Source organism: Sphingopyxis italica, assembly GCF_011926545.1.
GTDB classification, from domain to species: domain Bacteria; phylum Pseudomonadota; class Alphaproteobacteria; order Sphingomonadales; family Sphingomonadaceae; genus Sphingopyxis; species Sphingopyxis italica.
On the sequence record NZ_JAATIT010000003.1, the window covers coordinates 614,348 to 640,284 of the forward strand.

Consider the following 25,937-nt stretch of genomic DNA (forward strand, 5'->3'; position numbering starts at 1 on the left):
GTCGAGACACCGCGAAGGCGTGCACGAACGATGGGCATCTCGACTTCGCTCGATGCGAACGGGATCAGGTTCTCACCGAATCGCGCCGCCCCGGATCAAACGCGGCACCAGCGTCAGCGCGGCGACGAGCGGCCAGCGGCGCTGCCACGGCTTGATCTCGATCTTCGTTCCCGCGTGCCGGTTGATCTTCCATGCCAGATAATCGATCCCGCCGGCATAGGTCAGGCTGGCCTTGGCGAGCCGCGCGATGCTGAGCAGCTTGCCCTCCAGCCGCCGTCGAGCCCACCCGCCAGCGCGTCCGTCCGCCGCGATCGCCGCGATCGAGGGTGCGCTGAACCGCTCGTAACGTTCGGCGTCGGCATCGACGACCGACTGCGCGCGGCCGGTGCGTTCGGCGCGCAGCTCGACCGAATAGGTGAGTAAAAAGGCGCGCCGCCACCAGTCGAGCGGCGCTTCGCCGTCGACCCGTCCCGCCGCCGCGAGCAACGTCGGCGCGGCCCGCGACACCGCCGCGACCGCGCGGTCCGCCGCGGTGTCGTCGACCGCCCAGACGAGCCGCGAAGGCTGGGCGAAGCGCGCCCACACCGACACGTTGCGCGTCTCGGGCCCGTTCAGCCGATCAAAATCACCTTCGCTGAGCACCGCATATTTGGCGATCAGTCCGCCGTGCTGGAACGGAAAGACATTCGGCGGGATCAGCCGGTTCGCGGCCGCCATCCAGCCTTTGGCATAAGCGTCGCCATAGTCGGAGACGATCAGGTAGAAATCGAGCATCAGCCCGTCGAGTTCGCTCATCCGCAGGCAGCTGCCATAGAAGAGAGCGGCGCGCGCGCTGCCCGGATATTCCGCCGCGATCGCCCCCGCCATCGCGGCGACGCGCGGATCGACGGGGATGGAGAGTTCCGCGCGAACCAGGTCGGTCAGGCTGTCCGACATGAGAAGCCTTCTTTGAAAAACGCTTTGCCAAGCCCGCTCGTGTCGAGCCCTTCGACGCCGCCTGCGGCGGCGCTCAGGATAAACTTCCGCCTTTGGGCGGAAGTCGAGACACCCATCGAGATGACTCCCGTCCAGAGGGGCATCTCGACTTCGCTCGATGCGAACGGATGATTCAAGGTTCGCTCGATCTATGCAGCGAGGCGCAGGAAGGGAACCGGCTGCGTCGAGGTCAGGATGATCGGCATGCCGTTCTTCGCCTGAAAGATTTCGCCGTCGAGGATGACGTTCGACCGTTCGCCCTCGATACGGATCTCGTCGCCCTGCTGAAAATGCACGCCTTCGAGCTGCTTTTGCCCCAGCGTCCCGCGCCAGGTCGCGCCGAGCATGCGGAACAGCGCGCCGACGTTGCTGTCGGTCGCGAGCAATTTCATATTGCCGTTCGTGCCATAGGCTTCGCTGGTGCGAATGCTGAGCAGCAGCTTCTCTAGCGTCGTCACGATGAGGAGCGAGAATTTGCCCTTGAACTCGCCTTGGCGGATCAGCGACACGGTCATCGGCTCGGGCTTGGGCGGCAGCCGCCCGCCGCCGACGCCGAAGATGATCGCGAACAGCGCGAGCATTGCGGCGAGGAAATGCGATATGCCGTTGGGCAGGCCGAGCGGATAGATGCGGTTGCGGCAATAGAGCATCACGTCGGCAAGATAGGCGCCGCCGAGGAACATGCCGAGCACCGGGCGCGATTCGTCGCCGCTGTCGAGTGAGATGAGCTGGCGTTCGATCACATGATCCTCGAGCCGGCCGCTGTCGACCAGTTCGACGACGCGCTGCAACGCCTTGATCGGATCGCCCTCGGCGCCTAGGTCGAGCGCGATCAAATTGGTCTTGCCGTTCGGCAACACCGCGACCGGCGGCGGCGAACCGCCGAAATGGCCGCCCGAATAAAGTTCGGTCAGCGCCGCCTGTACCGTGCCGTCGCCGCCGTTGATGACGACGATGCGCGGCGAGACCATCGCCATCGTGCGGATCGCTTCGCCGATCTGGTCGACGTCCTCGACCTCGTAATGGAAGATATCGGGGTGCGCCGCGCAATATTCGCGAACCCGCGGCAACAGGGCACGGTTGCCCGTCGAGCGTGGATTCGAAAGGAGCGCGACGCTGGCCATATCTTTACATATATTTCATCGAGATGGAGATCGTCTTGGGCGCATCCCCGACCGAAAAGGCCGTCTTCTTGTAGCTCGGCTTGCCGAGGTTGAAGATGTTGATGCTGGGATTGTTCGACATCCCGCCGCCGTCGCGCGTGATATCGGTCTTGCCATTACCGTTGACGTCGTGGCGCACCGCGATGCCATAGACGCCAGCTTGGGGCAGCGGGACGCAGACGGTCATCGACCCGGCGCGCGCCGGCACTTCGATGCGAGCGAGCCAGCGGCCCTTCTCCAGCCAGTCCGCCGACGTGCCGCGATAGCTTTGCACGCGAATCTTACCAGTCGACGCCTTGACGCCGCTGATCTGAACCAGCGTCGACGGACCATTTCTGCACTGCGACAGATCGTTCGAGATGACCCGGCCTTCCGCCTGCGCCGTTGCGGCGACTGCCAGCAAGGAAACGCCAAACAGGGCCGATACAAATTTCGACATGACCTCAAAACCTCCAGAGGCTATAGCCACATCCGCAAACGCTAACGCGCGCCGACGTGGGTCCCTGTCGCCCTTGAATCGGCATATCGGAAACAACTGCGGCCAAATCATGGTGATGGGGCGACGAAAGATTGAATAAGCTTCCTGCCATCGACCGCTACATCGCGCGGCTCATTTTTTTCCCGATGCTCGGCACGCTCGTGCTGTCGGCGATGCTGCTCGTGCTCGAAAAGATGCTGCGCCTCTTCGACTTCGTCGCCACCGAGGGCGGCCCGGTCAGCGTCGTGTGGCGCATGCTCGCGAACCTCATCCCCGAATATCTTTCGCTCGGCATCCCGATCGGCCTGATGCTGGGGATTCTCCTCGCTTTCCGAAGGCTTGCGACATCGAGCGAGCTCGACGTGCTCAAGGGTGTGGGCATGAGTTTCGGGCGGCTGATGCGCATTCCCTTCGCCTATGCGATCGCGCTCGCGGCGCTCAACCTCGCGATCGTCGGCTTCATCCAGCCCGTCGCGCGCTATGCCTACGAAGGGCTGCAATTCGAACTGCGCTCGGGCGCGCTCGGCGCATCGATCAAGGTCGGCGAATTCACCAAATTGGGCGACCGCATGACGCTGCGCATCGAGGAAAGCTATGACGATGGCCGCGCCTTGCGCGGCATTTTCGTGCGCGGCGACCAGCGCGACGGGCAGCGCGTGTCGGCAACCGCGGCGCGGGGGCAGTTTCTCGCGACCGACGATCCGAACACGATCATCCTGCGCCTGTCGCAGGGCGTGCTGATCCATGAATCGCCCAAATTCTCGGTGCCGCGCGTCCTGACCTTCGACAATCACGACCTGCCGATCCCGCTGCCCAAGATCGAGGCGTTCCGCCTGCGCGGCGGCGCCGACCGCGAGATGACGATCCCCGAATTGTTCGTCGCGGGCAAGGACAGCAGCCAACCCGAGCGGACGCGGCTCGAATCGCGGGCGAATTTCCACTTCCGCATCGTCGAGGTGATGTCGATGTTCCTGATCCCGCTGATCGCGGTCGCGCTCGCGATCCCGCCGAAACGATCGACCTCGTCGCTCGGCGTCTTCCTGTCGATCGTGCTGCTCGTCACCCAGCACAAGATCAACCAATATGCCGAGGATCTGGGCGCGCGCGGGGCGATCGACCCGCTGATCGCGCTCTGGGTTCCCTATCTGCTCTTCGCGGCGCTCGCGATCTGGATGTATTACACGATCGCACATGTTCCCGGGGGGCAGCCGATCGGCGCGCTCGAACGCGTCGCCGCCAAAGCGGCGCAGAAGCTTCGCGGCCTGCTCAGCATGTTCCAGCGCGACAAGGCCCGACTCACCTGATGCACCAGCTTCATTTTTTCCCGTCGCGCACGATGGCGCTCTATGTCGGGCGCCTCTTCCTCGTCCGCTCCTTCTCCATCCTCTTCGCGCTCGTCCTGATCCTCCAGACGCTCGACCTGCTCGGCGAGAGCGGCAAGATCCTGGCGGTTGCCGGCAACAGCGATTCGGACGTGTGGCGCTATGTCGGGATGCGGCTGCCGCAGATCATCGAGACCTTCCTGCCCTTTTCGGTGCTGCTCGGCACGATATTGACGATGATAACGCTCAACCAGAACAGCGAGGTTGTCGCGATGAAAGCGTCGGGCATGTCGGCGCATCAGGTGCTCGCGCCCTTGTTCCTCGCCGCGCTGCTCGTCGCGGGAATCAGCTTCGCGTTCAACGAACGCATCGTCACGCGCTCGACCGCCGCGCTCAGCGCCTGGCAGAAGGTCGAATATAAGAAGGTGCCGAAGGACAGCGGGATACGCACCAATATCTGGGTTCGCGACGGCGACGATTTGATCAACGCGACGACGGTCGACATCAGCGGCCCGGTGATCGTTCTAGGCTATGTCACCATCTATGAGCGCACCGGCGGCGTGCTGTCGTCGATGCTGTCGGCCGACAGCGCGCGCGCGGTCGCGGGCGGCGGCTGGGAAATGACGAACGCGCGGCGCTTCATCCGCCGCTCGGGCACCGTCGAACCGCTCGGCACGATCGTCGCGGCGAAAAATGTGCGTCCCGACCAGTTCACGCTGGCACAGGTCGATGGCGACGCTCTGCCCTTCCTCCAGCTCCGCTCGGCGATCGCCGACCTCGAAGCCGCGGGGCGCCCCGTCGACGCGCTGAAGGGCGTGCTGTGGCATAAGATTTCGGGACCGCTGTCAGCGATATTGATGCCGCTGCTCGGCGCGGTCGCAGCGTTCGGCCTCGCGCGCTCGGGCAAACTCTTCGTGCGCGCGATCATCGGCATGGGGCTTGGCTTCGCCTATTTCGTCGCCGACAATTTTGCGCTCGCGATGGGCGATTTGGGCGCTTATTCGCCCTTTCTCGCCGCGTGGGGGCCGTTCATCCTCTTTGCGCTGATCGGCGAGATGATCTTGATCCGGACGGAAGAATAGCGGCCGGTTTCGACCCGGCTCCGTTCTCATAAACGGCAATGGGCCGCGGCACTTCCGCGCCGCGGCCACACTACGACCCATCGAGACTCTTGACCTGACGGGTTCAGAAACGAAAACGAACGCTGCCCTGGACGGTGCGACCCAGCGTACGGACGCCGAGCGGCAGCAGCTTTTCCTTCCCGAAATAGCGGTAGACGTCGTGGCCGAGGAGATTCCCGCCCTCGAGCGACAGCGTCATCCACTTCACCGGCGTATAGTTGATCGCCGCGTCGAGGCGGTAGGTATCGTCATTATACCAGGAATAGTCGGGATTCTGCGTCCAGACGAACAGGCGATAGGAGGAGCGATAGTTGAGCGCGACGCGGGCGCTGAACTTCGGCGTGTCATAGAAGAGCGCCGCATTCGCGGTCCATTTCGAGGTGTTGGGCGAATCGAACGCACCGGGGAATTCCTCGGGATAGGGATATTCGACGCGTGCCTCCAGAATATGGCTGGCATTGAGGCTGACCCCGAAGTTCTTCCAGACACCGGGAAGGAAATCGAAGAAGCTCTGCACCGACCCTTCGATCCCCGCGAAGGTGCCGTCGCCGGCGTTGCGCTGCTGTTCGACAAAGCCCGTCTCGCCCGGAAAGCCGTAAATGTCGAGCGGCTGGTCGCCTTCACGGCTATAGTAAAGGAAGTTCGTCGCCTTCTTGTAATAGCCCGCCAGCGAGACCAGCCCGCCGCGGCCGAAATAATATTCGGCGCTGGCGTCGAAAGCGTGCTCGCGTTGCGCCTCCAGCGCGGGATTGCCGGCAAAGATGATCTTCGGCGTGGCGCGCGTCTCGGCGAAAAAGAAGGGACGCGTGTCATAGAAGCTCGGCCGATGGACATTGGTCGTATATGACAGGCGCAGTTGCAGCTTCGGCGTGAAATGGAGCAGCGCGGTGAAGCTCGGCAGGATGTCGGTATAATTGCCGCGTCCCGGCGATTCCTCGACGATGTCCTGGAAACCGTTCGATGCGTCGCCCGGACGGAAGTTGAAGCTGTTCGAACTGCCCCATGTATTGACGTAACGGACGCCCGCCGAACCGTCGATCGGGAAGCCGAGCGCATCGAAGCCATAGTTGAGCTGGCCATAGAAGGCGAAATTATTCTCGGTCGACCGGAAGGTCTGGCCGCGGTCGCTCGGCGGGAATTCGCTCGAAAAACGCTCGGCATTGCCGGGGTCAAATTGCTGGATATAGCTGCGGACGGCGTCGATATTGCCGAGGAGGTCGGCGCCCGGAATGCGATACCAGGACAGGCTGTCGATGCCGCCGATCGTCGGCCCGGTCAGGCTGGCATCGCCGCCGCCGGGAAAATCGGTGAGCGGCGTCCGCGCGCCGCCGATACGCGGGAAACCGTCGCGATAGCCATAGTAGCGGCTGGTAAGACGGCGGTTGTAGCGAAAACCGACCTGAAGGTTGCGCAGGAAATGCGCATCGCTGAGCCGCAGCGTCAGATCGGCCTGCGCCGCGAACTCCTTGTTCTTCGAACCGCCCTGATTGTCCTGAAAACGGTCGACGACATAGGAACCGACGTCTGAGAGATCGGCGTCGTTGAAAGTAATCGACGGCACCCCGCCCTTATACTGGTCCGACATGAAGTCGACGCTCGCCGAGGTCAGGTCGCCGGGGCGCAAAATCTGTTCGACGAAATAATTGCCCTCATTGCTCCAATTATACTGGACGCTCGCATTGATCTGGGCGCGGTCGCCGCGCCAGTGCGCCTCGAAATTGGTCGTGTAGAGGTTCGAGTGAAAAGAATTATAGAGCGAGTCGATGCCCGCGGCGATCCCGTTCGGATTGGAGACGGTCAGCGACTTTACCGTCGTCCCATCGGGCATGAGCACGACGTCGCTGTAGATCCCCGCCGGCATGAAGGGGATGTCCTGCACATACAGCCGCTCGACCGAACGCTTCTCGCGCGATCCGAGATAGCCGCCTTCCAGAACGAAATCGAGATTGTCGCTCGGTTTCCACTGGAGCACCGCGTTGATCGAAGGGCGCGTCACATGGCCCTCCTCGGTGCCATATTGCGCGCGATAGGGGATCACCACGGTCGAACCGTCGATGGTCGTGTCGAAGGGCGATTCGCTCTCGATGTAGTTTTCGTTGTAGAAATTCTTCGTCCACGACGCGTTGATCAGAAAACCGATCTCGCCGTCGCCCGCGTTCATCCGGTTGGCGATGAGCAAGCTGCCATAGGGGCTGGTCTTCTTCGAGATGTCGTCATAGACGCCGCGCGCGCTGCCGGCGATCGTCCAGCCGCGATTGAGGTCCATCGGGCGGCGCAATTCGACATTGACGGTGCCCGCGATCCCGCCTTCGACCTGATCGGCGGTGCGCGTCTTGTAGACGTCGACCTGCTTCAACAGTTCGGCCGGGATGTCGGCGAGATTGAGCGAACGTCCGTCGCCCAAATTGGTCTGGTTGCCGTTGATCGTCGTCTGGATCTCGGCAAGTCCGCGGATCGTGACGCCTTGCCCCTGGCCGCGGGCACGATCGATCTGCACGCCGGTCACGCGCGACAGCGCCTCAGGCACATTATTGTCGGGAAGCTTGCCGACGTCTTCGGCGACGACCGAGTCGACGATCTGTTTCGAATTGCGCTTCATGTCGTTGGCGGCTTCGACGCTGCCCCGGATGCCGACGACGACGATGGTCGCGTCATCCTGTGCTTCGGCATCCTCCGCGACGCTGTCCGACTCCTGCGCTGCGGCGGCCGTCGGCACGCACCCGAACGCCATGGCCCCAAAAGCCGCCGAACATAGAATCGTCGATCTAATCCGCATTGCCCCGTCTCCCCTTTTTTATTTCGATTCGTTAACTCCTACAATATATCGTATACTGTCCGTCATCAGATCGCAAGCCCGGTTTGCGATCGCGCTGCGTTCGCCACAGCACGAAGCCGCGTTACGCGGTGGGCGATCCTCGTTTTCCTAAACTCCAACGACTTTCCAACATGCCATGGGAAAGCCGGTCCCGGCGCGCGGGGGCGGCGCCCCGCCGCGCCGCCGCGCGGGCGGCATGGACGGTATAGCCGCAGAGCAGGCCATAGAATGCCAGCCCCTCGACCTGCCAAAAAGGCATCGTCGCCATGTTGAGCAGGAAGAAGGCGAAATGCGCGGCGATCAGCTGGAAGCGGTCGCCGCGCGCCGACGCCGCCGCAACGAACATCACCGTCCACAGGGCGATCATCGCCGCGACGCCGAACCAGCCGAGCTCGTAGAGCGTCGCGACCAGCGTGTTGTGCGGATAGACCTTGAAGACGCCCTCCCAGCTTTCCGGCCCCAGACCGAACAGATGCTGAAGCGGCGTGCCGTCGGCCCAGGCATAGATATAGCTGCTCCAGATCAGCGGCCGCCCCGACATCACCTGCCGTTCGAGCAGGTCGAAGTCGCGCGGCGGCTTGATCAGCGCCGCCGGGTCGGCGAGGAAGGCGGCGAGGTCGGCGAAACTCTCGCGGTAGAGCAGCGCCGCGATCGCAAAGAGCAGCACGCCCGCGACGGTCGCGGTCACCGCCATCGCGCCGCGCTGGTCGCGCCGCACGCTCATCGTCAGCCCGCCGAGGAAGACCGCGAGCGCGAGCGGCGCGAGCGCGAGGATCGTGGTGCGATAACCCGCGAGCAGAATGGCAATGAGCGTCACGGACAGAAAGGCGATGCGCACCGCGCGCGGCGCCGAGCGCGCGAAGCCGCCAACCATGAACCCCGTCAGCAGCGCGACCGAGAAGGCCGCCTCGTGATTATAGCCGCCGATCCAGACCAGCCCGTCGCCGTCCTCGGCGCCCTTGGGCATGTTCAGCGCCAGCGACAGCGCCTGGAAGACGAGCAAGGGCAGGAAGGAAACCATCGCCCAGGTCAGAAAGCGCGCCTCGGGATCGCGGCGCAGCGCCTGGAAGGCCGCGAGCAGGATCACGATCATATAGGCATATTTGACCGCGACGTTGATGCCGCCCACCAGATCGCCGTTGAGGCCGGCACTCAGCAGCGCGAGCAGGATCAGCATATAGACGGGCAGCAGCCATTTGAGCGCCAGATTGGCGGGCCGCACGACGAAAAGCAGCCCGAAACCGGTCACCGCGACCGAAAGCACGGCATTGCCCGACAGCCCGCCGGCAAGCGGCTGGAACATATAGAGATGATAGGCGCCCGCGGTGGTGCGCAGCCACAGCGCGACGACCACGAACGCCCCCGCCATGCCGCCCGCCCGCCTTGCCGCGATGACGAGCGGGACGAGCAGCACCAACGTGACGGGCACCAATATGCCGAGCCCGAAGGCCGGACCATAGGGCAGCGCCTGCGCGGTCACGGCGCCGCCCGGTCAGTCGGCATAATAAGGGCGGTACGCCTTGAGGAAGGTGCCGCCATCCTCATAGCCGGCACGCTCCTGCTCGCCCACATCGACCAGCGTCAGCACCGCGCCCAGCATTTCGGCGTGGACGTCGTACAGCCGCCGCAGCGCCACCGACGCCGCCTTCGACGGCGTCTTGCGCCAGCGCACGAGGAACACCACGCCGTCGGCCATGCTCGCGATCACGCGCGCCTCGTCGACCGGCAGCACCGGCGGCGTGTCGAGGATCACGAGGTCATAGCGTTCGCGCACCTGTTCGATCAGCTCGGCGAGGCGCGGACTTTCAGCGAGGCTGATGCCTTTGGAATCGAGCCGCTGCGGCAGCAAACAGGCGTCCGACAGGCTGTCCTTGACGATCGCCTGTTCCAGCGTCGCTTCGCCCGCCAGCACTTCGTCGAGCCCCAGCTTCACGTCCTCGGCGAACTGCCGGCTCGAGGCGCGCCGGCGCGCGTCGGCGTCGATCAGCAGCACCTTGCCGCCCGCGGCCGCCATCGCGCGGGCGAGGCTCATCGCGGTCGTCGTCTTGCCCTCGCCCGGCACCGCCGAGGTGATCGCGACGACGCGGACCGGCTGCGCCGCCTCGGCGAACTGGATCGAGGTGCGCAGGGTCCGGAACGCTTCGGCATAGGTCGATTGCGGCCGCTTGAGCAGCAGCTCCGCGGGCGGTGCCGGCAGGCCCGATTTGCGATAGCCGGGCAGCGTGCGCGCGTCGGGGATCGAGGCGAGCGTCGCCAGCCCCAGCGCATTCTCGATCGCGTCGCTCGTCTCGAGCCCGCGTTCGAGCAATTGCAGCAGCACGACGAGCAGCACGCCGATACCGAGCCCGCCGACCAGAGCCATCGCCGCATAGATCAGCATGTTCGGCGAGCTTGGCGCGCCCGGAACGCGCGCGCGGCTGACAATGTATGAATCGCTGCGTTCGAGCCCCGATTGCGCGACCGTCTGGCGATAACGGTCGAGGAAGGCCTGATAGAGCGTGCGCGACGATTCGGCGTTGCGCTCCAGCTCGGCGAGCCGCACCGATGCTTCATTGTCGCTCGCGAGCTTGCCTTGCGTCTGCGCGACCGAACCCGCGAGCGAAGCCGCGCGCTGACCGGCGATGCTCGCCTGGATCGACGCGTTGGCGACGATGCGCTTCACCTCGGCGGCGATATGCTGGTCGGCGGTGCGCAGCTGGTTCTGTGCCTGGACGAGCGCGGGATGGCGCGGACCATAGCGTTTTTCGAGCGCCGCGACCTCGCGCGCCGCCTCGGCGCGCTGGGCGCGGAGCTGGCTGACCACCGGCGAATCGAGCGAGTCGCCGAGCTCCTCGCCGCTCCGCCCGCCGCGCACCTGCGCGCGTGCCGCCGAAAGCCGCGCCTGCGCCGCGGCATTTTCCGCCTTGGCCTGCGCGAGCTGCGTCGAGAGGCCCGACAATTCCTGCTGCGTCACCGTACTGGCTTCGGAAACCGCGAAAAGATTGTTCGCGGCGCGATAGTCGGCGACCGCACGCTCGGCGCCCAGCACCTGCGTGCGCAAATCCTGAAGCCGCTTTTCGAGAAAACCCTGCGCGCGCTGCGTCGCCTCAGCCTTCGAACCCGCCTGGCCCGAGACATAGTCGTCGACCAATGCGTTGGCGATCTGTGCCGCCTGGCCCGGTGTATTCCCCTCGTACGACACACTGATCGCATAGGAGAGTCCGTCGCGTTTCACCGTCAGGCCGCCGAGCAGGGTGCCGATCGCGCGCTGGCGCCCGGTCGGGTCGGGCTGCGCCGCCGGCGCGCCCTGCCCCGCAGCCTCGTTGAACGCCGGATCGCGCGCGAGCCGCAGCCGGTCGACCACCCGGCCGATCAGCTCGGGCGAGCGCAGCGCCTGCACCTCGGTATCGACCGCCGCCGAATCGGGATCGGCGGTCGGGGTCACCGAATCGACGTCGATCACCCGCTCGGCGGTGCGTTCGAGCGCGACCTGCGCGGTCGCGAGATAGCGCGGCTCGGCGACAAGATAGGCGGCGGCGGCGATGATGATCGCCGCGACCATCGCCGCGCACAGCACCATCCACCGCCGGCGCAAGATCGCGCCGACATGGCGCAGGTCGATCAGCGCGCCGCGATCGACCTGCGGGTCCGCTTCCCGGCGGAGCGGTGCGCGCCGTGAAAGTGAATCCATGTCACGCGGCAGCCAGAAAGGCGCGCACCGCGGGCGCGATGTCGGGACGACCGAGCGCGAGCGCGAGCGTCGCGGTCACGAAGCCGCTCTTGTCGCCGCAATCATAGCGCGTCCCCGCGAAGGTGACGCCGTGGAAGGGCTGCTGACCGATCATCCGCGCCAGCGCGTCGGTGAGCTGGATCTCGCCGCCCGCGCCTTCCTCCTGGCTGCCGAGCACGTCCATCACCTCGGGCTGGAGGATATAGCGGCCGATGATCGCGAGCCGCGACGGCGCGACGTCCGCCGCCGGCTTCTCGACCAGCCCCTTCACTTCGGTGATCGGTCCGGCCTGCGCCCCCGGGGTAAGGATGCCATATTTATGCGTCTGGTCCGCCGCCACTTCCTCGGTGCAGATCAAATTGCCGCCCAGGTCGTGATAGGCCTCGACCATCTGCTTCAAACAGCCCGGCTCGCCGACCATCAGGTCGTCGGGCAGCAGCACCGCGAAGGGCTCGTCACCGACGAGGCGGCGGGCGCACCATACGGCGTGGCCGAGCCCGAGCGGTTCCTGCTGGCGGACGATGGTGATGTCGCCCGGCGACGGGCGGGTGCCGTCGAGCGGCGACAGCGACTTGCCGCGCCGCGCCATCGCTTCCTCAAGTTCAAAGGCGTGATCGAAATGATCCTCGATCAGGCTCTTGCCGCGGCTGGTCACGAAGATGAACTGCTCGATACCCGCCTCGCGCGCCTCGTCGACGGCATATTGGATGAGCGGCCGGTCGACGACCGGCAGCATCTCCTTTGGCATGGATTTGGTCGCCGGAAGGAACCGGGTTCCAAGGCCGCCAATGGGGAACACGGCCTTGCGTATCTTTCGCATTTTTCCACCCTTTGCTGGTCACTGGGTTCCCCCCCAAAAACCAGTATTCGGATTCCGCAGACACGATCGCCACGTGCTGACCGGCGCCGTTTGCGCCTTCACGCTGCATTGCAGCAAGAGCCCGGCGTCGAAGCGTGGCCAAAGTGCGTCCGGCCTATTCCGGCGCTTCCGTCTTAAAGTTTCGGCGGGTCGCCCTTGAACGACACGCCGCCAGGCACCGACCCGCCGCTCCGCGAGCGGACGAGCGGGGTTCCGGGCGGCACCTGGATATCATGCGAGCCGATGATGATCTTGGCGGGTCCGTTGTGGACGTCGAAGATCGGCCAGCCGCGGTCGCTCTTCACCACCAGATGGTCGATGGTGATGACGAGCGGCTCGCTCGCGCCCGCTACCGCCATGATTGAAAAATGATTGGTGTCGCCGACCCCGCCGATCTTGATCGGATCGATGCTGATGAGCCGCGTCGCACGCATGCTCGACCACAGGCGGAAATTGCGCGCGTTGCGGCCGCTGGTGCAATCGTCGAGCAATGTCTCGGTCGATTTCAGGTCGAACCCGCCGTCGCTATTGTCCCACGCGGCGCACTGGCGGAACAGGAAGCGCGCATTGCCGCGCTCGGTCGAAAAGCCGTCGCCGTTCCAATATTGGTTGTCGCGGCGTTTCCATTGAAAGTGGCGCATGAAACAGCGTTCGATCCGGAAATCATGCGCGGTATCGGCGAAGCCGATGCCGACCGGAAGGTCGGTCGAACCGGTGGTGAGCATGCCGCTCGCACTGACATCCTCGATCACCCCGTGATGGCTGTCATAGCGGATGCGGGCGAAACTGCGTTCGAGGTCGCTCGCCCGCGCCCCGCGCACATGCAGCCCGACGACGCCCGCCGCCACCAGATCGGGCGCCGCGGTATTTTCGATGACGCGATAGCCGCCCGCAACCCTGATGTCGGAAATTTGCACGTCGCGAACCGGCTCGCGAATCACGAACAGGCCGTTGCCGACATCGCGGGCGCGCACGCCGCGATAGACGCCGCCCGAGCGCACGACATAGACGGGCTCGCCGCCCGCGGCGATCTGAACCGCGCTCGCGGCGCGGCGGGAGGACATATCGGCCATGCGCCCGGCGTTAGTCGGACGCCGCCGGACAAGGCGAGCGCGATGCGGCGCGGCGTGGCGCGTCCGGGATCAGCGCAGCGCGGGCGCCGCTTCGATGGGCTTCGCCCGCCCGGCGTCCCGATTCGTCTGGCCCGAAGCGTCGAACAGCGAGCGACACCGGCGCGTCGGCGAAAAATTCCGGGCGTTGCGTTCGAGCCGCGCGCTTTTCGCTCGGCCCGTCGCAGCTGGCCCGTGATCCGCCCGCGACGCGTGGCGTGTTCAAGGCGAAGCGTTCGCCGCAAGGGAGCGAATCGACCCGACGTTCGTTTGCGCAGAGCCGCGAGCTATCTACCTATAATTGACTGCATTTTTTGAAATCAGCACGGCATTCGCTTCGCCTTTCAATTGCCTCTTTTCAAAGCGGGCAAGTTGACGTGCGGGGGGCAGGCGCGATGATTGTTCGCAAGCGCAGCAAAATCGCCTTCATATAAAAGGGAGCAACGCGGTATGCGTATCGTAATGATCGGGTCCGGCTATGTCGGGCTCGTTTCGGGCGCGTGTTTTGCCGATTTCGGCCATCATGTGACCTGCGTCGACAAGGACGCGAACAAGATCGCCCGTCTTCGCGCCGGCGGAATTCCCATTTATGAGCCCGGGCTCGACGGCCTGGTCGCGCGCAATGTCGCCGCAGGCAACCTCGCCTTCACCACCGAACTGTCCGAGGCGGTGAGCGCCGCCGATGTCGTGTTCATCGCGGTCGGCACCCCCAGCCGTCGCGGCGACGGCCACGCCGACCTCTCCTTCGTCCATGACGCGGCGCGCGAGATCGCGGGAGCACTGAGCGGCTTCACCGTGATCGTCACCAAATCCACCGTTCCCGTCGGGACGGGCGACGAGGTCGAGCGGATCATCCACGAGTGCAACCCCGCGGCCGAATTTGCCGTCGCCTCCAACCCGGAATTCCTGCGCGAAGGCGCCGCGATCGAGGATTTCAAGCGCCCCGACCGCGTCGTCATCGGCATAGAGGACGAACGCGCCCGCGCCCCGCTGGAGGAAGTCTATCGCCCGCTGTCGCTGAACAAGGCGCCGATCGTCTTCACCCGGCGGCGCACCAGCGAGCTGATCAAATATGCCGCCAACGCCTTTCTCGCGATGAAGATCACCTACATCAACGAGATGGCGGACCTGTGCGAACAGGTCGGCGCCGATGTGCAGGAGGTCGCGCGCGGCATCGGGCTCGACAACCGGATCGGCGGCAAATTCCTGCATGCGGGGCCCGGCTATGGCGGCTCCTGCTTTCCCAAGGACACGCTCGCGTTGATGAAGACGGCGCAGGACCATGACGCACCGCTGCGGCTGATCGAAGCGACCGTCGCGGTGAACGAGCAGCGCAAGCGCGCGATGGGCCGCAAGGTTCTGGCGGCGATCGAGGGGCCGGTCCGCGGCCGCGCCGTCGCGCTACTCGGCCTGACCTTCAAGCCCAACACCGACGACATGCGCGACGCGCCCTCGATCGCGATCATCCAGACGCTGCAGGATGCCGGCGCCAAGGTGCGCGCCTACGACCCCGAGGGTATGGAAGCGGCCAAGACGGTGCTGAGCGACGTCGAATATGCGTCCTCCGCCTACGCCGCCGCCGACGGCGCGGCGGCGACGGTGATCGTCACCGAATGGGACGCGTTCCGCGCGCTCGACCTGACGCGGCTGGGGGCGGCGATGGCCGATCCGCTACTCGTCGACCTCCGCAACATCTATCGCCCCGCGCAGGCCGAAGCGGCGGGGCTGCGCTACGTCGGCATCGGGCGCCCCGGCAAGTCCGACGAGGATGGCGCACTCTCGAACGAAAGGCGCGCCGCGTGACCGACGACAGCCCCATATTGGTGACGGGCGCCGCCGGCTTTATCGGCCATGCGGTGTCCGAACGGCTGCTCGCGCGCGGCGAGCGCGTGATCGGCCTCGACAGCTTCACCGACTATTATGACGTCGCGCTCAAAAAGGCGCGCACGGCGCGGCTTGCCGGCAATTTCAATTTCCGGCTGATCGACGGCGACATCGCCAGCCCCGGGCTGGTCAGCGAGTTGGTGGAAGCGAACGGCATCCGCCGGATCGTCCACCTCGCCGCGCAAGCCGGCGTGCGCTACAGCCTCGAAAATCCCTTCGCCTATGAGCACAGCAATCTCAAAGGGCATCTCGCGGTGCTCGAGGCGGCGCGCCATGCGGGCACTGTCGAGCATCTCGTCTACGCCTCGTCGAGTTCGGTCTATGGCGACCGTCCGATCGGCGGCGCGGGTTTCCGCGAGGACGAGCCCTGCACCGCGCCGGTCTCGCTCTACGCGGCGACCAAGCGCAGCTGCGAATTGATGAGCCAGAGCTATGCGACGCTCTATGGGCTGCCGCTCAGCGGGCTGCGCTTCTTCACCGTCTATGGCCCGTGGGGCCGCCCCGATATGGCCTATTACGGCTTCGCGCAGAAAATCCTGCTCGGCCAGCCGATCGAGGTGTTCGGCGAAGGCCGGATGGCGCGCGATTTCACCTATATCGACGATATCGTCGACGGGATCGTCGGCGTGCTCGACCGGCCTCCGGCGGGCGGCGAAAACCGGTTGCTCAACATCGGCGACTGCAATCCCGTCGGCTTGATGGACATGATCGCGACGCTCGAGCGCGCGCTCGGCCGGCCGGCGATCAAGCTGATGCGGCCGATGCAGCCGGGCGATGTAACCGCGACCTACGCCGACATCTCGGCGATCAACGCGCTCACCGGATACAGTCCCAAGGTCCCGCTCACGCAAGGAATCGAGCGGTTCGTCGACTGGTATCTGGGCGAAATAGAAAATGGTGGAAGAGGGCCGATGGCAGCGGTGGCCTGAGCCGGGAAATCCGGCCGGGCGCTTTTGGAGTTTATGATGCTGCAACGGACAAACATATCTTCCGGCGCCCCCGCAGGGTCGCCCACCATCTGCGTGACCGGCCTGCGCGGCTTTCCGCACGTCATGGGCGGGATCGAAAGCCATTGCGAGGAGCTGCTGCCGCGGATCAAGGCGCTGTGGCCCGGCCACCGTTCGGTCGTGCTCGGCCGCGCGCCCTATCTGCCCGAGCCCGTGGGCGAGCATCGCGGGGTCGAGATCGTCGGCATCCCCTGCCCGCGCTCGCAGCATTTCGAAGCGATCGTGTCGACCTTCCTCGCCGTGCTGTCAGCGCGGAAACGCGGCGCCGGGTTGATTCACATCCATGCGATCGGCCCCGGATTGCTGGCGCCGGTCGCGCGGTTGCTCGGGCTGAAAGTCGTCGTAACGCATCACGGCACCGATTATCACCGTGCCAAATGGGGCCCGCTCGCGCGCGGCGCGCTGCGCGCCGGCGAGTGGCTGGCGCTCAGCTTCGCCGACCGGGTCATCGCCGTTTCCCCTTCGCTCGCCGCGCAATTGCGACAGAGCTTTCCCGAGCGCGCGCAGAGGATTGCCTATATCCCCAACGGCACCTCCGACCTGCCCGGCGATGCCGATCCCGCGCTGATATTCGAGCGGCTGGGGATCGCGGACGGCGACTTCCTGCTCGCCGTCGCGCGGCTCGTCCCCGAAAAGGGTCTGCACGACCTGATCGACGCCTATGAGCGGTCGGATCGCACCGCCAAGCTGGTGATCGCCGGCTCGGCTGATCATGCGAGCGAATATGCCCGCGACTTGCTCGCGCGCGCCAGCGACCGCGTGATCTTCGCCGGCGTCCAGTCGCGCGCGACGCTGAAATGTCTCTACGAACATTGCGCGCTGTTCGTCATGCCTTCCTATCATGAAGGCCTGCCGATCGCGGCGCTGGAGGCGGCGAGTTGCGGCGCGCGGATATTGCTCAGCGACATCCCGGCCAATCTCGACATCGCGCTCGACGCTGTGAACTATTTTCCGGTCGGCGACGTCGCGGAACTCACCGCGCGGCTGAACGCCGATTGCACCGATTTTCAGGTCGATCGCGACACCGTCCGCGCACGCTTCAGTTGGGACAGGGCGGCGGCGGAGACGCTCGAAGTCTACCGCACCGCGCTTGCGCCGCGCCGACGGGTTCCGCGCCCCACAGCCACCCCCGGGACGGCGAGGGGCTAAGCGCGCAGCCGGGCGATCACTTCGGCCCGGTCGGCCGCGTCGATCGGGCCGCTGATTTCGATCTTGCCGCCAGCCATTCGCGCCTGGGCGATCCGCGGCCGCCACGCGTTCGCGCGCCATTGCCAGCTGCGAATGCGCCAGCGCCCCGGTCCTTCGGACTCGATCGCCAGCGTCGGGCGGCCGGTGCGGTCGGCTGCCGCCCCATCGTCATCGCGCCGGGTGCAAGCGCTCGCCGCGGCGGCGGCCATCGAGGTCAGCAATATTCGTCGGTCCATCGGATAATCTCCATTGATATGTGGACAGCAAGGCGGCTCGACCATCATGGCGCCGCGATCTTTTCGGGCACGGTCTGGTGAGCGCGGGATGTGCCGCGGCCGATGGCGCGCCCGATCACCGTCTTTCCCAGCCGCTGCCCGGGCAGCTCGACCAGCTTGTAGGTCGCAAAAGCAAGCGCATAGGTCGCCGGCACCACGATCGCGCCGGTCAGCAGGAAACGCTCGATCGCGCCTAGCCCGATGCCGAACCGCCCGATCACCGCCGCCGCCACGGGCTGGAGGATGAGCAGGTGGATCAGATAGGTCCCATAGGAAAGCTCGCCCAGCCAATGGAAGGGCCGGCTGCCGAGCAGCCGCGAAATCCAGTCGATCACGCCGAGCGAGCGCAGGTGAACCAGCGCGAAGAAGCCGAAGACGAGCAACTCGCGGACCGCGAAGTGGAGCAGATCCTGATCGCCACCGATCGGGATCGCGGCGAGCAGCATCGCCGCGCCGAGACGCATCCACAGCCGCGCGGCGCTTTCGCCCGCACCGGCGGCGAGCAGCATGCCGGCGAGGAAAAGCTGGAGCTTCAATGGCAGAAAGGACGGCATCGGATAGTCGAGCCCCGCCGCCCCCGCGAGCAGCGCGAGCGCCACCCCGCCCCCCGCCGCGATAAGCGCCGACGTGACCCAGCCGAACCGCCGTCCGAGCAGCACCAAGAAAGGAAAGAGCAGGTAGAATTGCATCTCGAGCCCGAGGCTCCAGTCGGGCAGCGGGGTGCGGAAGGCATAATCCGGCAGCAATCCGAACAGGAAACTCAGATGCAGCGCGATGTTCGTGAGGCTGCCGTCGAGATAGCGTTCGGGCGGCTGGAGCGACTGGCCGAGAAAGCTGTCGATCGCGACGCGGTCGGCGTAGATCGACGGCCCCGCGATCAGCGCGGCGGCGAGCGTCACATAGAAAAGCGGCGCCAGCCGGAAAAATCGCCTTGTCCAGAAGGCCGCCCAGGTGCCGGGCGCGTTCCAGTCCTCGCGGTCCGCGCGCAACCGGTACTGGAACATCATCAGGAAGCCCGAGAGCAGGATGAACAAATCGACGCCAAGGTCGGGCTTGCTCATCAGCGGCAGCCGGAAACCCGTGAGGATCATCATGTGCCCGAGCAGCACCCAAAGCGCCGCGACGCCGCGCAAGCCGTCCAGACACTCGACGCGCCGAATGTCCATTACCTATCTCCGCAAACGTTCATCGGTGCCCCTGGTGATAGACGTCTCGCTGCGCGAAACTCGCTCGAATCGGCCAGATGCCCCCCGCAGGCGATGAAGCGGGCGGCGCTGTGTGCGCTGCAACAAATCGGCGTGGTAAGGGTTCTGCCGAAGCGAATTCCGCACCAAACCCCAACGAGGTCCCATGCTGCACCGAAAGCGGATATTGTTCGCGATCAACTCGCTCGCGGGCGGCGGCGCCGAGCGCGTGCTCGCGACCTTGCTCGCCGGGTCGGAGCCATGGCGCGCGCGCTATGACATCCATCTCGCGCTGCTCGACGACGAGCCGCGTGCCTATGACGTGCCCGAATGGGTCGAACTTCACCAGCTCGACGCCAGGCATAAATTGCTGCCGAGCCTGACCGGACTGCGCGCGCTCGCCGGGCGGCTCAAGCCCCATGCGACGCTGAGCTTTCTTACCCGCGCCAACATCGCCAACGCCTGGGCGATGGCGGGGCGGCGGCGGCCATGGCTGATCAGCGAGCGGGTGAACACCAGCGCCCATCTCGGCAGCGCTGTCGCCGCCAGGGCGATGGTGCGCCTCGTCTACCCGCGCGCGGCGCATGTCATCGCCGTGTCCGAGGGCGTCGTCGACGATCTTGCCGCCCATTTCGGCGTGGCGCGGAGCCGCATGTCGGCGATCGCCAATCCGGTCGATCATCGGCGCATCGCCGAACTCGCCGCCGAACCGCCCGCCTTCGTCCCGGCCGGGCCCTATATCGCCGCGGCCGGGCGGCTCGTCCCCAACAAGAATTTTCCGCTGCTGCTGCGCGCCTATGCCCAGGCCGCGCCGCCCGAGCGCCTCGTCATTCTCGGCGAAGGGCCCGAGCGCGGCGCACTCGAGGCACTCGCGGCATCCTTGGGTATCGCGGGCCGGGTCGATATGCCCGGCTTCGTCGCCAACCCCTTCGCGGTGGTCGCGCGCGCGCGCGCCTATGCGATGCCCTCCAATGCCGAGGGCTTCCCGAACGGGCTGGTCGAGGCGATGGCGTGCGGCGTGCCCGTCGTCGCGACCAATTGCGCCTCCGGCCCGTCCGAGATTCTGGCCGACCGGCCGCGCGAGACGATCAGCGGCGGGATCGATGTCGATGCGGGCGCGTTGGTGCCGACCGATGATGTGCCATCCTTCGCCGCCGCCTTGCGCCGGCTACTCGCCGAGCCGCACCGTAGCGAATGCGGCAAGCGCGCGCGCGCGCGCTCGCTTGCCTATGGCGTCGAACAGGCCGCGGCGAATTATTGGGCGCGGATCGAGGCGGCGCTCGCCCAGCCGCGCACAGGGACCGAATTCAAAGACATTGCAGTATCAAGTCCGGGAGTGAATTCATGAAATGGCATAAGCAGATCGCCTTGGCGGGCATGCTCGCGATGCTCGGCGGGTGTGCCGGACAGGCGCCGCTCGCGGGCAGCGGCGCGGCACCGCCGCCCGCCGAAGCCTTCCGCCTCTCGCCCGGCGACAAGGTCAAGATCGCGACCTATGGCGAAGAGACGCTGACCGGCGATTTCGAAGTGTCGCCCGCCGGCACGATCGCCTTCCCGCTGATCGGCGAGGTCAAGGCGGCGGGCTTGCAGACCGACGAACTGTCGAAGGCGATCGAGGCGAAGCTGGCGGGCGGCTATCTGCTCGAGCCCAAAGTCTCGGTCCAGGTCGCGAGCTTCCGCCCCGTCTATGTGCTCGGCGAAGTGAACAAGCCCGGCGAATATCCCTATACGCAGGGTCTCACCATCCGCGGCGCGGTCGCCAAGGCCGACGGTTTCACCTATCGCGCCAACGAGAAGCGCGTCTTCCTGAAACGCGCGGGCGAGGCGGGCGAGCGCGAATATGAGCTGACCGCCGATTTCCCGGTGCTTCCCGGCGACACGATCCGCTTCGGCGAGCGCTATTTCTGATGGATATGGCCAGCGCATCGCTCGCCCCCGCCCCGGCGTTCGAACCCGTTTCCGAGGAAAGCGGCAAGCCGCACCTGCGCGGCTGCCCGGTGAGCTTCGCGAAGCTCAAGGCGCTGCTCGCCGCCGACCTCTATCGCTATGCCGGCCGCACCGGCTTCGGCGCCTTCGCGCGGCATTATGCCTTTACCCCGGGGTATAAATATACGGTGCTGATGCGCACGGCGGGCTGGCTCAAACTCAAGCCCGCCAAGGCCTTCGGCCTCTATCCGCTCGCCAAATGGCTGCTGCTGCGCGCGCGCTATAAATATGGCTTTGCGATCCCCGAATATATGGAGATCGGGCCGGGCCTGTTCCTCAACCGTTTCGGCGGCTTTTATTTTCACGGCGACGCGGTGCTCGGCAGCAATGTCAACATCACCCACGGCGTCGTGCTCGGCTATATGAACCGCGGCAGCCGCCGCGGCGCGCCGGTGATCGGCGACCGCAGCTTTCTGGGTTCGGGCGCCAAGGTCATCGGCGGCATCACCGTGGGCGCCGAGGCGGCGATCGGCGCCAATGCGGTGGTGACGAAGGACGTGCCTGAACGCGGCGTGGTCGGCGGAATTCCGGCAAAGCTGCTCTCGGATCAGGGATCGGCGGGCTATATCAACCGTCTCGCCCCGCCCGAACTGCTCGCGGCATGCGAGGGCGCGCTCCATGGGGCAATGACCAAGCCCCGCTGATCGGAGCTACAGACCCGAGAAGGTCACCCCTACCGAAACGCGGTTGTCGGTGAATTCGCGACCCGCATTAAAGCCCCAACTCGACTGCGTGCGCCGCTGCACATCGAAGCGAAGCGCCATCCGCTTGCTCACCAGATAGGAGGCGTTGGCGCGCCAGGTCCAGCGGTCGTCCTGCCGGTCTATATTATTGAAATCGCGCTTTTCGAGCTCGCCGCCCGCGCTGATGATCAGGTTGCGCAGCAGCTCGTAATCCGCGCGCAGCGTCATGTTGGTGGCAAGATAGCCCGTGGCGCCGTTAACGCCGGTTTCCTTGATGCCGCGGTCGACGGTGCCGGTGATCGTCACCAGCGGGGTCAGGAAATAGGCGAGCTCGCCGCGTACGAGGAAGCCCGAAACATCCTCGAACTCGGCCGGGCGATAATCCTGATGGAGATAGCCGAGCCGCAGCGCACCACGCGCCTTGCGACCGAGTTCGAAGCTCGCGCCCGCGGCGAGGTCGAAACCCGTCGAATCGCGCGCCGCGACCGGGCCGATGCGCTCGCGATAATCGCGCTTGTTGTATGAGCCCGCGACAAACAGCGCGATGCTCGGGCTCAGCGCATATTCGCCGACCGCGCTGCCGGTGTAGGTCGTGTGATCGCGGAAATCCTGGTCGATCGGCGTGCCGTCGGGTGTCACGCTGTCCCCATAGTTGCGATTTTCAACGTCGATCACCCCGCGCACGCGCAGGCGGTTGAAGACATGCGTATAGGTCGCGGTGCCGCCGTTCAGCGTGAAGCGGATCGGCCGCGACGCCTGCGTCGGGCTGTCGGGCGAGACGCGTTCCTGGCTGTAGCGCCCGTTGCGAAACGTGACGTCGAGCGTGTCCGACTTGCTGATCGTCCAGGCCGCGCCCGCGCTCACCGCATATTGGGTGGCGTTTTCGCTCGACCGGTCGGCGTAGCGCAGCAGGTCGAGTTCGCCGTTGAGCGACAGCTTGAGGTTCGGCGACGGCCGCACGAGCGAGATACGCGGGCGGATGCGCAGATAGGCGTCGCCGATCTCGTCATCGGGCTGCGCATAGAGATTGTCGTCATAGCCCGCGCCGATCGCGATGCGCGGCAGCAGTTCGAGCGTGCCAACGTGAATGGGCTCCGCCGTATAATCGGGTCGGCGGCGTTCGAGCACGCTGATATTGCGGTCGCGCCCGAAGCTGTTTTCGCTCGACACCGAACCGAGCCCGTCGGTCGCGTCCGATTGCTGCGCGAGCGCGGGCGCGGCGAAGCCGCAGCCGCCGAGCAGCGCGATGGAGAGGACGCGCTTCATCGGCGCGCCAGCGTCACGAGGATCGGCCGATGGTCCGATCCGGTCGCGGGCAATCGCCGCGCCGACACCAGCCCCCAATCGGGCCCGGCATAGAGATGGTCGATCGGCAGCACGGGAAGCGCGCGCGGCCAGCTGGGCGCGCGCGTCATGCGGATGAGCGGGGCGAGGGCGCGGTCCTGCTCGCGCATCGCCGCGGCCCAAGGGGTCAGGTTCATGTCGCCTGCAACGATCAAGGCATCGCGATCGATCCGTGCCAGCGCCCGCGCCACGTCGCGCCTGCGCACCGCCTGATCGCGCGACGTCGGCCGGGGGTAGTGCAGCGTGGCCACCATGAACGCCTCGCCGGCCGGCGGCGCGATCCGCGCCCAGAGCAAGGCGGGACCGAATTTGCGGCCGTTTTCGTCCTTCAGGAAATAATCGCTCCCGGTGATCGGCCAGCGCGAGAAAATGGCGAGATCGCAGCCCGGCGGACAATCGGTCGCATGGGCGAAATGCTGGTTCAGCGCCGCAAGCATCGGCTGGAAGCTGCCGTTCACCTCTTGCAACATCACCACGTCGGGCCGCGCATCGATGATCGCCCGCGCGGTGTCGGCGGGGTCGGTATTGCGGGACCAGACATTGTGCGTCAGCACCTGAACCTGCGGCGCGCCTGCGGGCGCGGTGGGAATATCGCGCAGCCATTCGGGCGCCACCCCGACCGCGAACGGCACCAGCGTCAGCGAGGCCGCGGCGACCGCCCAGCCCCACCGCCACCGGGCAAGCAGCAGCCCCAGCAAGGCCGCCACCCCGAACAGTGGCAGGAAGGACGCGAGCGGGTCGAGCGCCGGCAACCATCCGCCGGCGAGTGACAGCCACGCAACGACGATTCCCCCGCCCGCCAGCAGGGAACCGAAGACGCGGACCAGCTTCACGCGCGGGCGCGCAGCCGGTTGCGCAGCGCATGGCCCGACTGCCGGAGCGACGCGGGGATCAGTTTCGCGGCGAGCAGCAGGGCGGCCGTGCCCGTCCCCTCGGGCAGATAGACATCGCCGACCCGGATCGCCGTCCGCCCCGGATATTTCATCGCATAGCGGGCGTAGTGCGCAATCTCCTGATTGACGAGGCGGCGCAGCAAGGCGGCCTCGCGCGGCGGGGCGCCCGCAAGCATCGCCCGCGCCGTCTCGACCAGACACGGCACGTCGAGCGTCGTGGTCGATTTGCTCACCTTGTTGTCGCTGTCGCGGTGAAAGCGTGCGGTGATCCGCGGATCGTAGCGCAGCGCCCCCTTGGCGAGCACGCGCAGCCACAAATCCTTGTCGCCGCCGCGCACCGCGCGCCCTTCGGGGAAGAGGCCCGCCTCGAACAAAGTGTCGCGGCGGATCGCGATCGCCCCGGTCCACATCGGGCATTCGCGCACCGCGAGCCATGCAGACAGAAACTCCGCGAAGTCGAGGCTCCGGGCGCGATCGAGCTCAGGCGCGATCCGCTGTGGTTGCGAGCGATCGTCGAAGACATGGTCGAACCGCGTCGCCGCCGCGCGCACGTCGGGGTCGGCGCTTATGCCTTCGGCCAGCACCGCCAGATGATCGGGCTCCCACAGATCGTCGGCATCGAGGAAGGCGATCCAGTCGCCGCTCGCGGCGCGGATGCCGACATTGCGCCCGGCATAGCCGCCCGGCCCCGGCGCCGCGAGGTCGCGCAGCTTGATCCGCGCGTCGCCGATCGCGGCCGCCAGTTCGCGCCCGCCGTCGGTCGAGCCATTGTCGATCACGAGTATCTCATGCGCGGGATAGCTCTGCACGAGCGCGCTCTCGATCGCCGCGCGGACATGCGCGGCCTTGTTATAGAGCGGCATCACCACGGAAAAGCGCGGAGTGGATCGGGACATCGTCATCAGTCGCGCGCTGCCTTTCGTCCCCCCGCGAGATTGAAAAACTCGCCCACCGCCACTCCGGCGAGTTGCAACGTCAGCAACATCACCGCCAGCCGGCGCCGCAGCGACAACTCGCGCGTGATCGCCGCGCGGCGCAGTCGCCGCATCGTATCGATGGCGGTGATGCCGAGCACATGGACGAGGCGCGGGCGCCCCGCGGTGCGATCCCAGCGCCCGCCGCTCAGCCGCTGGCGCTTGCGCACCAGTTCGGCGCGGCTCGCGCGCACCGGATGGCGCACGATCATGGCAGGCACATAGACGAGTGGCCGGTCCGCCGCGCGGATGCGCAGCGCCATCTGCCGGTCGCCGCCCGACTTCAACGCCGCGTCGAACCCGCCGAGTTCGCGAAGAAGCGCCGTCTCGCTCGCCCAATTGGCGGTCGCGCAATTGCCGCGCGCGGCGTGTGCCTGCGGAAAGCTGAACAACCGTTCGTAATCGCCGAAAACCTCGCGCTCGGGCGCGATCTCGTCGAACAATTCGATCTTGCCCGCGAGCACGCCGAAGCCGGGGTTCGCCGCCGCCGCGCGCAGCACCTGCTCCAGCCAGTCGGATGCGGGCTCGCAATCGGCATCGGTAAAGGACGTAATCGGCGCGCGCACCCGCTCGATCCCGCGGTTGCGCGCGACATAAGAGCCGGGTTGCGGCTCTTCGAGCAGTTCGACGCCGGCGTAGCTTCGCGCAATCTTGCGCGTGGTATCGCTCGACCCATTGTCGACGACGATGATCTGATAGGCGTCACGCGGCAAAGTCTGACGCGCGAGCGCATCGAGGCAACGGCCGAGCACGGCTTCGCCGTTCCATACGGGTATGACGACTGCGACTTGAAACATGAATAGGCCTGTCCAGTGCCCCCGCCGCGGCTCAATCGGTCCGTGGCCCCACTCAGGTCAACCATATGCTGCACCTGCGAAGACGAGCCGCCCCGTGGACCGGACGACCGGAGCCCGCGCGCCTTCGCTCTCAAATAATTGCCCGCTACCAAGGATCGCGTCGGGCCGGTC

At 66.1% G+C, this 25,937-nt stretch carries 22 protein-coding genes; 8 read left to right on the top strand and 14 right to left on the bottom strand.

What is annotated here, in order from left to right:
- Positions 1 to 72: 72 nt before the first annotated feature.
- From GGR90_RS14190 to GGR90_RS14200, 3 genes are all read right to left on the bottom strand, one after another.
- On the bottom strand, positions 73 to 936 hold the full coding sequence (locus GGR90_RS14190; protein ID WP_167922080.1) for a hypothetical protein: 864 nt from the start codon (positions 934 to 936) through the stop codon (positions 73 to 75).
- 188 nt (positions 937 to 1,124) lie between these two features.
- Positions 1,125 to 2,099, bottom strand: coding sequence for a diacylglycerol/lipid kinase family protein (locus tag GGR90_RS14195; RefSeq protein WP_167922081.1), 975 nt, complete (start codon positions 2,097 to 2,099; stop codon positions 1,125 to 1,127).
- Positions 2,100 to 2,103: 4 nt separating this feature from the next.
- Complete coding sequence (locus GGR90_RS14200) at positions 2,104 to 2,577, bottom strand: DUF2141 domain-containing protein (RefSeq protein WP_167922082.1); 474 nt, start codon at positions 2,575 to 2,577, stop codon at positions 2,104 to 2,106.
- A gap of 131 nt (positions 2,578 to 2,708) precedes the next feature.
- On the opposite strand from GGR90_RS14200, the gene lptF reads away from it, so the two are divergent.
- Positions 2,709 to 3,920, top strand: a complete 1,212-nt coding sequence (lptF, locus tag GGR90_RS14205; RefSeq protein ID WP_167922083.1) for an LPS export ABC transporter permease LptF — start codon at positions 2,709 to 2,711, stop codon at positions 3,918 to 3,920.
- Positions 3,920 to 5,020 carry an LPS export ABC transporter permease LptG gene (gene lptG / locus GGR90_RS14210; protein WP_167922084.1) on the top strand — a complete coding sequence of 367 codons (1,101 nt, stop codon included), beginning with the start codon at positions 3,920 to 3,922 and terminating at the stop codon, positions 5,018 to 5,020. The genes lptF and lptG overlap by 1 nt, the downstream gene beginning before the upstream one ends.
- A 103-nt stretch (positions 5,021 to 5,123) precedes the next feature.
- Here the strand turns inward: lptG and GGR90_RS14215 are convergent, their stop codons facing one another.
- The 5 genes from GGR90_RS14215 to GGR90_RS14235 all read right to left on the bottom strand — a co-directional run bounded on the left by GGR90_RS14215 (position 5,124) and on the right by GGR90_RS14235 (position 13,515).
- Complete coding sequence (locus tag GGR90_RS14215) at positions 5,124 to 7,790, bottom strand: TonB-dependent receptor (protein WP_167922085.1); 2,667 nt, start codon at positions 7,788 to 7,790, stop codon at positions 5,124 to 5,126.
- A 166-nt stretch (positions 7,791 to 7,956) separates the two neighbouring features.
- The gene (locus GGR90_RS14220; RefSeq protein ID WP_167922086.1) at positions 7,957 to 9,354 is read right to left on the bottom strand and encodes a hypothetical protein; all 1,398 of its coding nucleotides are present in this window, start codon (positions 9,352 to 9,354) and stop codon (positions 7,957 to 7,959) included.
- Positions 9,355 to 9,366: 12 nt separating this feature from the next.
- Complete coding sequence (locus tag GGR90_RS14225) at positions 9,367 to 11,544, bottom strand: polysaccharide biosynthesis tyrosine autokinase (RefSeq protein WP_167922087.1); 2,178 nt, start codon at positions 11,542 to 11,544, stop codon at positions 9,367 to 9,369.
- 1 nt (position 11,545) lies between these two features.
- Positions 11,546 to 12,403 (bottom strand): UTP--glucose-1-phosphate uridylyltransferase, encoded by an 858-nt coding sequence (locus GGR90_RS14230; RefSeq protein ID WP_167922088.1) that lies wholly within the window; start codon positions 12,401 to 12,403, stop codon positions 11,546 to 11,548.
- 173 nt (positions 12,404 to 12,576) lie between these two features.
- Positions 12,577 to 13,515 (bottom strand): hypothetical protein, encoded by a 939-nt coding sequence (locus GGR90_RS14235; RefSeq protein WP_167922089.1) that lies wholly within the window; start codon positions 13,513 to 13,515, stop codon positions 12,577 to 12,579.
- Between the two features lie 486 nt (positions 13,516 to 14,001).
- Between GGR90_RS14235 and GGR90_RS14240 the strand changes: the two genes are divergently transcribed.
- Genes GGR90_RS14240 through GGR90_RS14250 form a run of 3 tightly spaced genes read left to right on the top strand, consistent with a single transcriptional unit; the run spans position 14,002 to position 17,591 of the window.
- The gene (locus tag GGR90_RS14240; RefSeq protein WP_167922090.1) at positions 14,002 to 15,354 is read left to right on the top strand and encodes a UDP-glucose dehydrogenase family protein; all 1,353 of its coding nucleotides are present in this window, start codon (positions 14,002 to 14,004) and stop codon (positions 15,352 to 15,354) included.
- Positions 15,351 to 16,364 (top strand): NAD-dependent epimerase/dehydratase family protein, encoded by a 1,014-nt coding sequence (locus GGR90_RS14245; protein WP_167922091.1) that lies wholly within the window; start codon positions 15,351 to 15,353, stop codon positions 16,362 to 16,364. Before GGR90_RS14240 ends, GGR90_RS14245 begins: the two co-directional genes overlap by 4 nt.
- A gap of 36 nt (positions 16,365 to 16,400) precedes the next feature.
- Entirely contained in the window at positions 16,401 to 17,591 is a 1,191-nt protein-coding gene (locus GGR90_RS14250; protein ID WP_167922092.1) for a glycosyltransferase family 4 protein, read from the top strand.
- Here the strand turns inward: GGR90_RS14250 and GGR90_RS14255 are convergent.
- Both GGR90_RS14255 and GGR90_RS14260 read right to left on the bottom strand, forming a co-directional pair.
- Positions 17,588 to 17,866, bottom strand: a complete 279-nt coding sequence (locus tag GGR90_RS14255) for a hypothetical protein (protein WP_167922093.1) — start codon at positions 17,864 to 17,866, stop codon at positions 17,588 to 17,590. The two genes, GGR90_RS14250 and GGR90_RS14255, sit on opposite strands and share 4 nt — an antisense overlap.
- 44 nt (positions 17,867 to 17,910) lie before the next feature.
- Positions 17,911 to 19,071: an acyltransferase family protein gene (locus GGR90_RS14260; protein ID WP_167922094.1), complete on the bottom strand. Its 1,161-nt coding sequence runs from the start codon at positions 19,069 to 19,071 to the stop codon at positions 17,911 to 17,913.
- A 184-nt stretch (positions 19,072 to 19,255) separates the two neighbouring features.
- On the opposite strand from GGR90_RS14260, the gene GGR90_RS14265 reads away from it, so the two are divergent.
- Genes GGR90_RS14265 through GGR90_RS14275 form a run of 3 tightly spaced genes read left to right on the top strand, consistent with a single transcriptional unit; the run spans position 19,256 to position 21,719 of the window.
- Positions 19,256 to 20,437 (top strand): glycosyltransferase, encoded by a 1,182-nt coding sequence (locus tag GGR90_RS14265; RefSeq protein ID WP_245198674.1) that lies wholly within the window; start codon positions 19,256 to 19,258, stop codon positions 20,435 to 20,437.
- Complete coding sequence (locus tag GGR90_RS14270) at positions 20,434 to 20,997, top strand: polysaccharide biosynthesis/export family protein (protein WP_167922095.1); 564 nt, start codon at positions 20,434 to 20,436, stop codon at positions 20,995 to 20,997. The genes GGR90_RS14265 and GGR90_RS14270 overlap by 4 nt, the downstream gene beginning before the upstream one ends.
- Positions 20,998 to 21,002: 5 nt before the next feature.
- Entirely contained in the window at positions 21,003 to 21,719 is a 717-nt protein-coding gene (locus GGR90_RS14275) for a serine acetyltransferase (RefSeq protein ID WP_167922096.1), read from the top strand.
- Between the two features lie 6 nt (positions 21,720 to 21,725).
- Here the strand turns inward: GGR90_RS14275 and GGR90_RS14280 are convergent, their stop codons facing one another.
- From GGR90_RS14280 to GGR90_RS14295, 4 genes are read right to left on the bottom strand one after another with little or no spacing between them, the layout of a single operon-like run.
- On the bottom strand, positions 21,726 to 23,024 hold the full coding sequence (locus GGR90_RS14280) for an outer membrane beta-barrel protein (protein WP_167922097.1): 1,299 nt from the start codon (positions 23,022 to 23,024) through the stop codon (positions 21,726 to 21,728).
- A complete protein-coding gene (locus GGR90_RS14285) occupies positions 23,021 to 23,935 on the bottom strand; it encodes an endonuclease/exonuclease/phosphatase family protein (RefSeq protein ID WP_167922098.1) in 915 nt (304 codons plus the stop codon). The genes GGR90_RS14280 and GGR90_RS14285 overlap by 4 nt, the downstream gene beginning before the upstream one ends.
- On the bottom strand, positions 23,932 to 24,897 hold the full coding sequence (locus tag GGR90_RS14290; RefSeq protein WP_245198675.1) for a glycosyltransferase family 2 protein: 966 nt from the start codon (positions 24,895 to 24,897) through the stop codon (positions 23,932 to 23,934). Before GGR90_RS14290 ends, GGR90_RS14285 begins: the two co-directional genes overlap by 4 nt.
- The gene (locus GGR90_RS14295) at positions 24,897 to 25,766 is read right to left on the bottom strand and encodes a glycosyltransferase family 2 protein (protein WP_167922099.1); all 870 of its coding nucleotides are present in this window, start codon (positions 25,764 to 25,766) and stop codon (positions 24,897 to 24,899) included. Before GGR90_RS14295 ends, GGR90_RS14290 begins: the two co-directional genes overlap by 1 nt.
- Positions 25,767 to 25,937: the final 171 nt, after the last annotated feature.

Bases quoted from the DNA above. Each gene is read 5' to 3' on its own strand.
- GGR90_RS14275 (WP_167922096.1), top strand. From the start codon at position 21,003: ATGGCCAGCGCATCGCTCGCCCCCGCCCCGGCGTTCGAACCCGTTTCC.
- GGR90_RS14235 (WP_167922089.1), bottom strand. From the start codon at position 13,515: ATGGCCGATATGTCCTCCCGCCGCGCCGCGAGCGCGGTTCAGATCGCC.
- GGR90_RS14250 (WP_167922092.1), top strand. From the start codon at position 16,401: ATGCTGCAACGGACAAACATATCTTCCGGCGCCCCCGCAGGGTCGCCC.
- GGR90_RS14295 (WP_167922099.1), bottom strand. From the start codon at position 25,766: ATGTTTCAAGTCGCAGTCGTCATACCCGTATGGAACGGCGAAGCCGTG.
- GGR90_RS14270 (WP_167922095.1), top strand. From the start codon at position 20,434: ATGAAATGGCATAAGCAGATCGCCTTGGCGGGCATGCTCGCGATGCTC.
- GGR90_RS14230 (WP_167922088.1), bottom strand. From the start codon at position 12,403: ATGCGAAAGATACGCAAGGCCGTGTTCCCCATTGGCGGCCTTGGAACC.
- GGR90_RS14260 (WP_167922094.1), bottom strand. From the start codon at position 19,071: ATGGACATTCGGCGCGTCGAGTGTCTGGACGGCTTGCGCGGCGTCGCG.
- GGR90_RS14280 (WP_167922097.1), bottom strand. From the start codon at position 23,024: ATGAAGCGCGTCCTCTCCATCGCGCTGCTCGGCGGCTGCGGCTTCGCC.
- GGR90_RS14240 (WP_167922090.1), top strand. From the start codon at position 14,002: ATGCGTATCGTAATGATCGGGTCCGGCTATGTCGGGCTCGTTTCGGGC.
- GGR90_RS14225 (WP_167922087.1), bottom strand. From the start codon at position 11,544: ATGGATTCACTTTCACGGCGCGCACCGCTCCGCCGGGAAGCGGACCCG.
- lptG (WP_167922084.1), top strand. From the start codon at position 3,920: ATGCACCAGCTTCATTTTTTCCCGTCGCGCACGATGGCGCTCTATGTC.
- GGR90_RS14195 (WP_167922081.1), bottom strand. From the start codon at position 2,099: ATGGCCAGCGTCGCGCTCCTTTCGAATCCACGCTCGACGGGCAACCGT.
- GGR90_RS14265 (WP_245198674.1), top strand. From the start codon at position 19,256: ATGCTGCACCGAAAGCGGATATTGTTCGCGATCAACTCGCTCGCGGGC.
- GGR90_RS14200 (WP_167922082.1), bottom strand. From the start codon at position 2,577: ATGTCGAAATTTGTATCGGCCCTGTTTGGCGTTTCCTTGCTGGCAGTC.
- GGR90_RS14255 (WP_167922093.1), bottom strand. From the start codon at position 17,866: ATGGACCGACGAATATTGCTGACCTCGATGGCCGCCGCCGCGGCGAGC.
- GGR90_RS14190 (WP_167922080.1), bottom strand. From the start codon at position 936: ATGTCGGACAGCCTGACCGACCTGGTTCGCGCGGAACTCTCCATCCCC.
- GGR90_RS14215 (WP_167922085.1), bottom strand. From the start codon at position 7,790: ATGGCGTTCGGGTGCGTGCCGACGGCCGCCGCAGCGCAGGAGTCGGAC.
- GGR90_RS14290 (WP_245198675.1), bottom strand. From the start codon at position 24,897: ATGACGATGTCCCGATCCACTCCGCGCTTTTCCGTGGTGATGCCGCTC.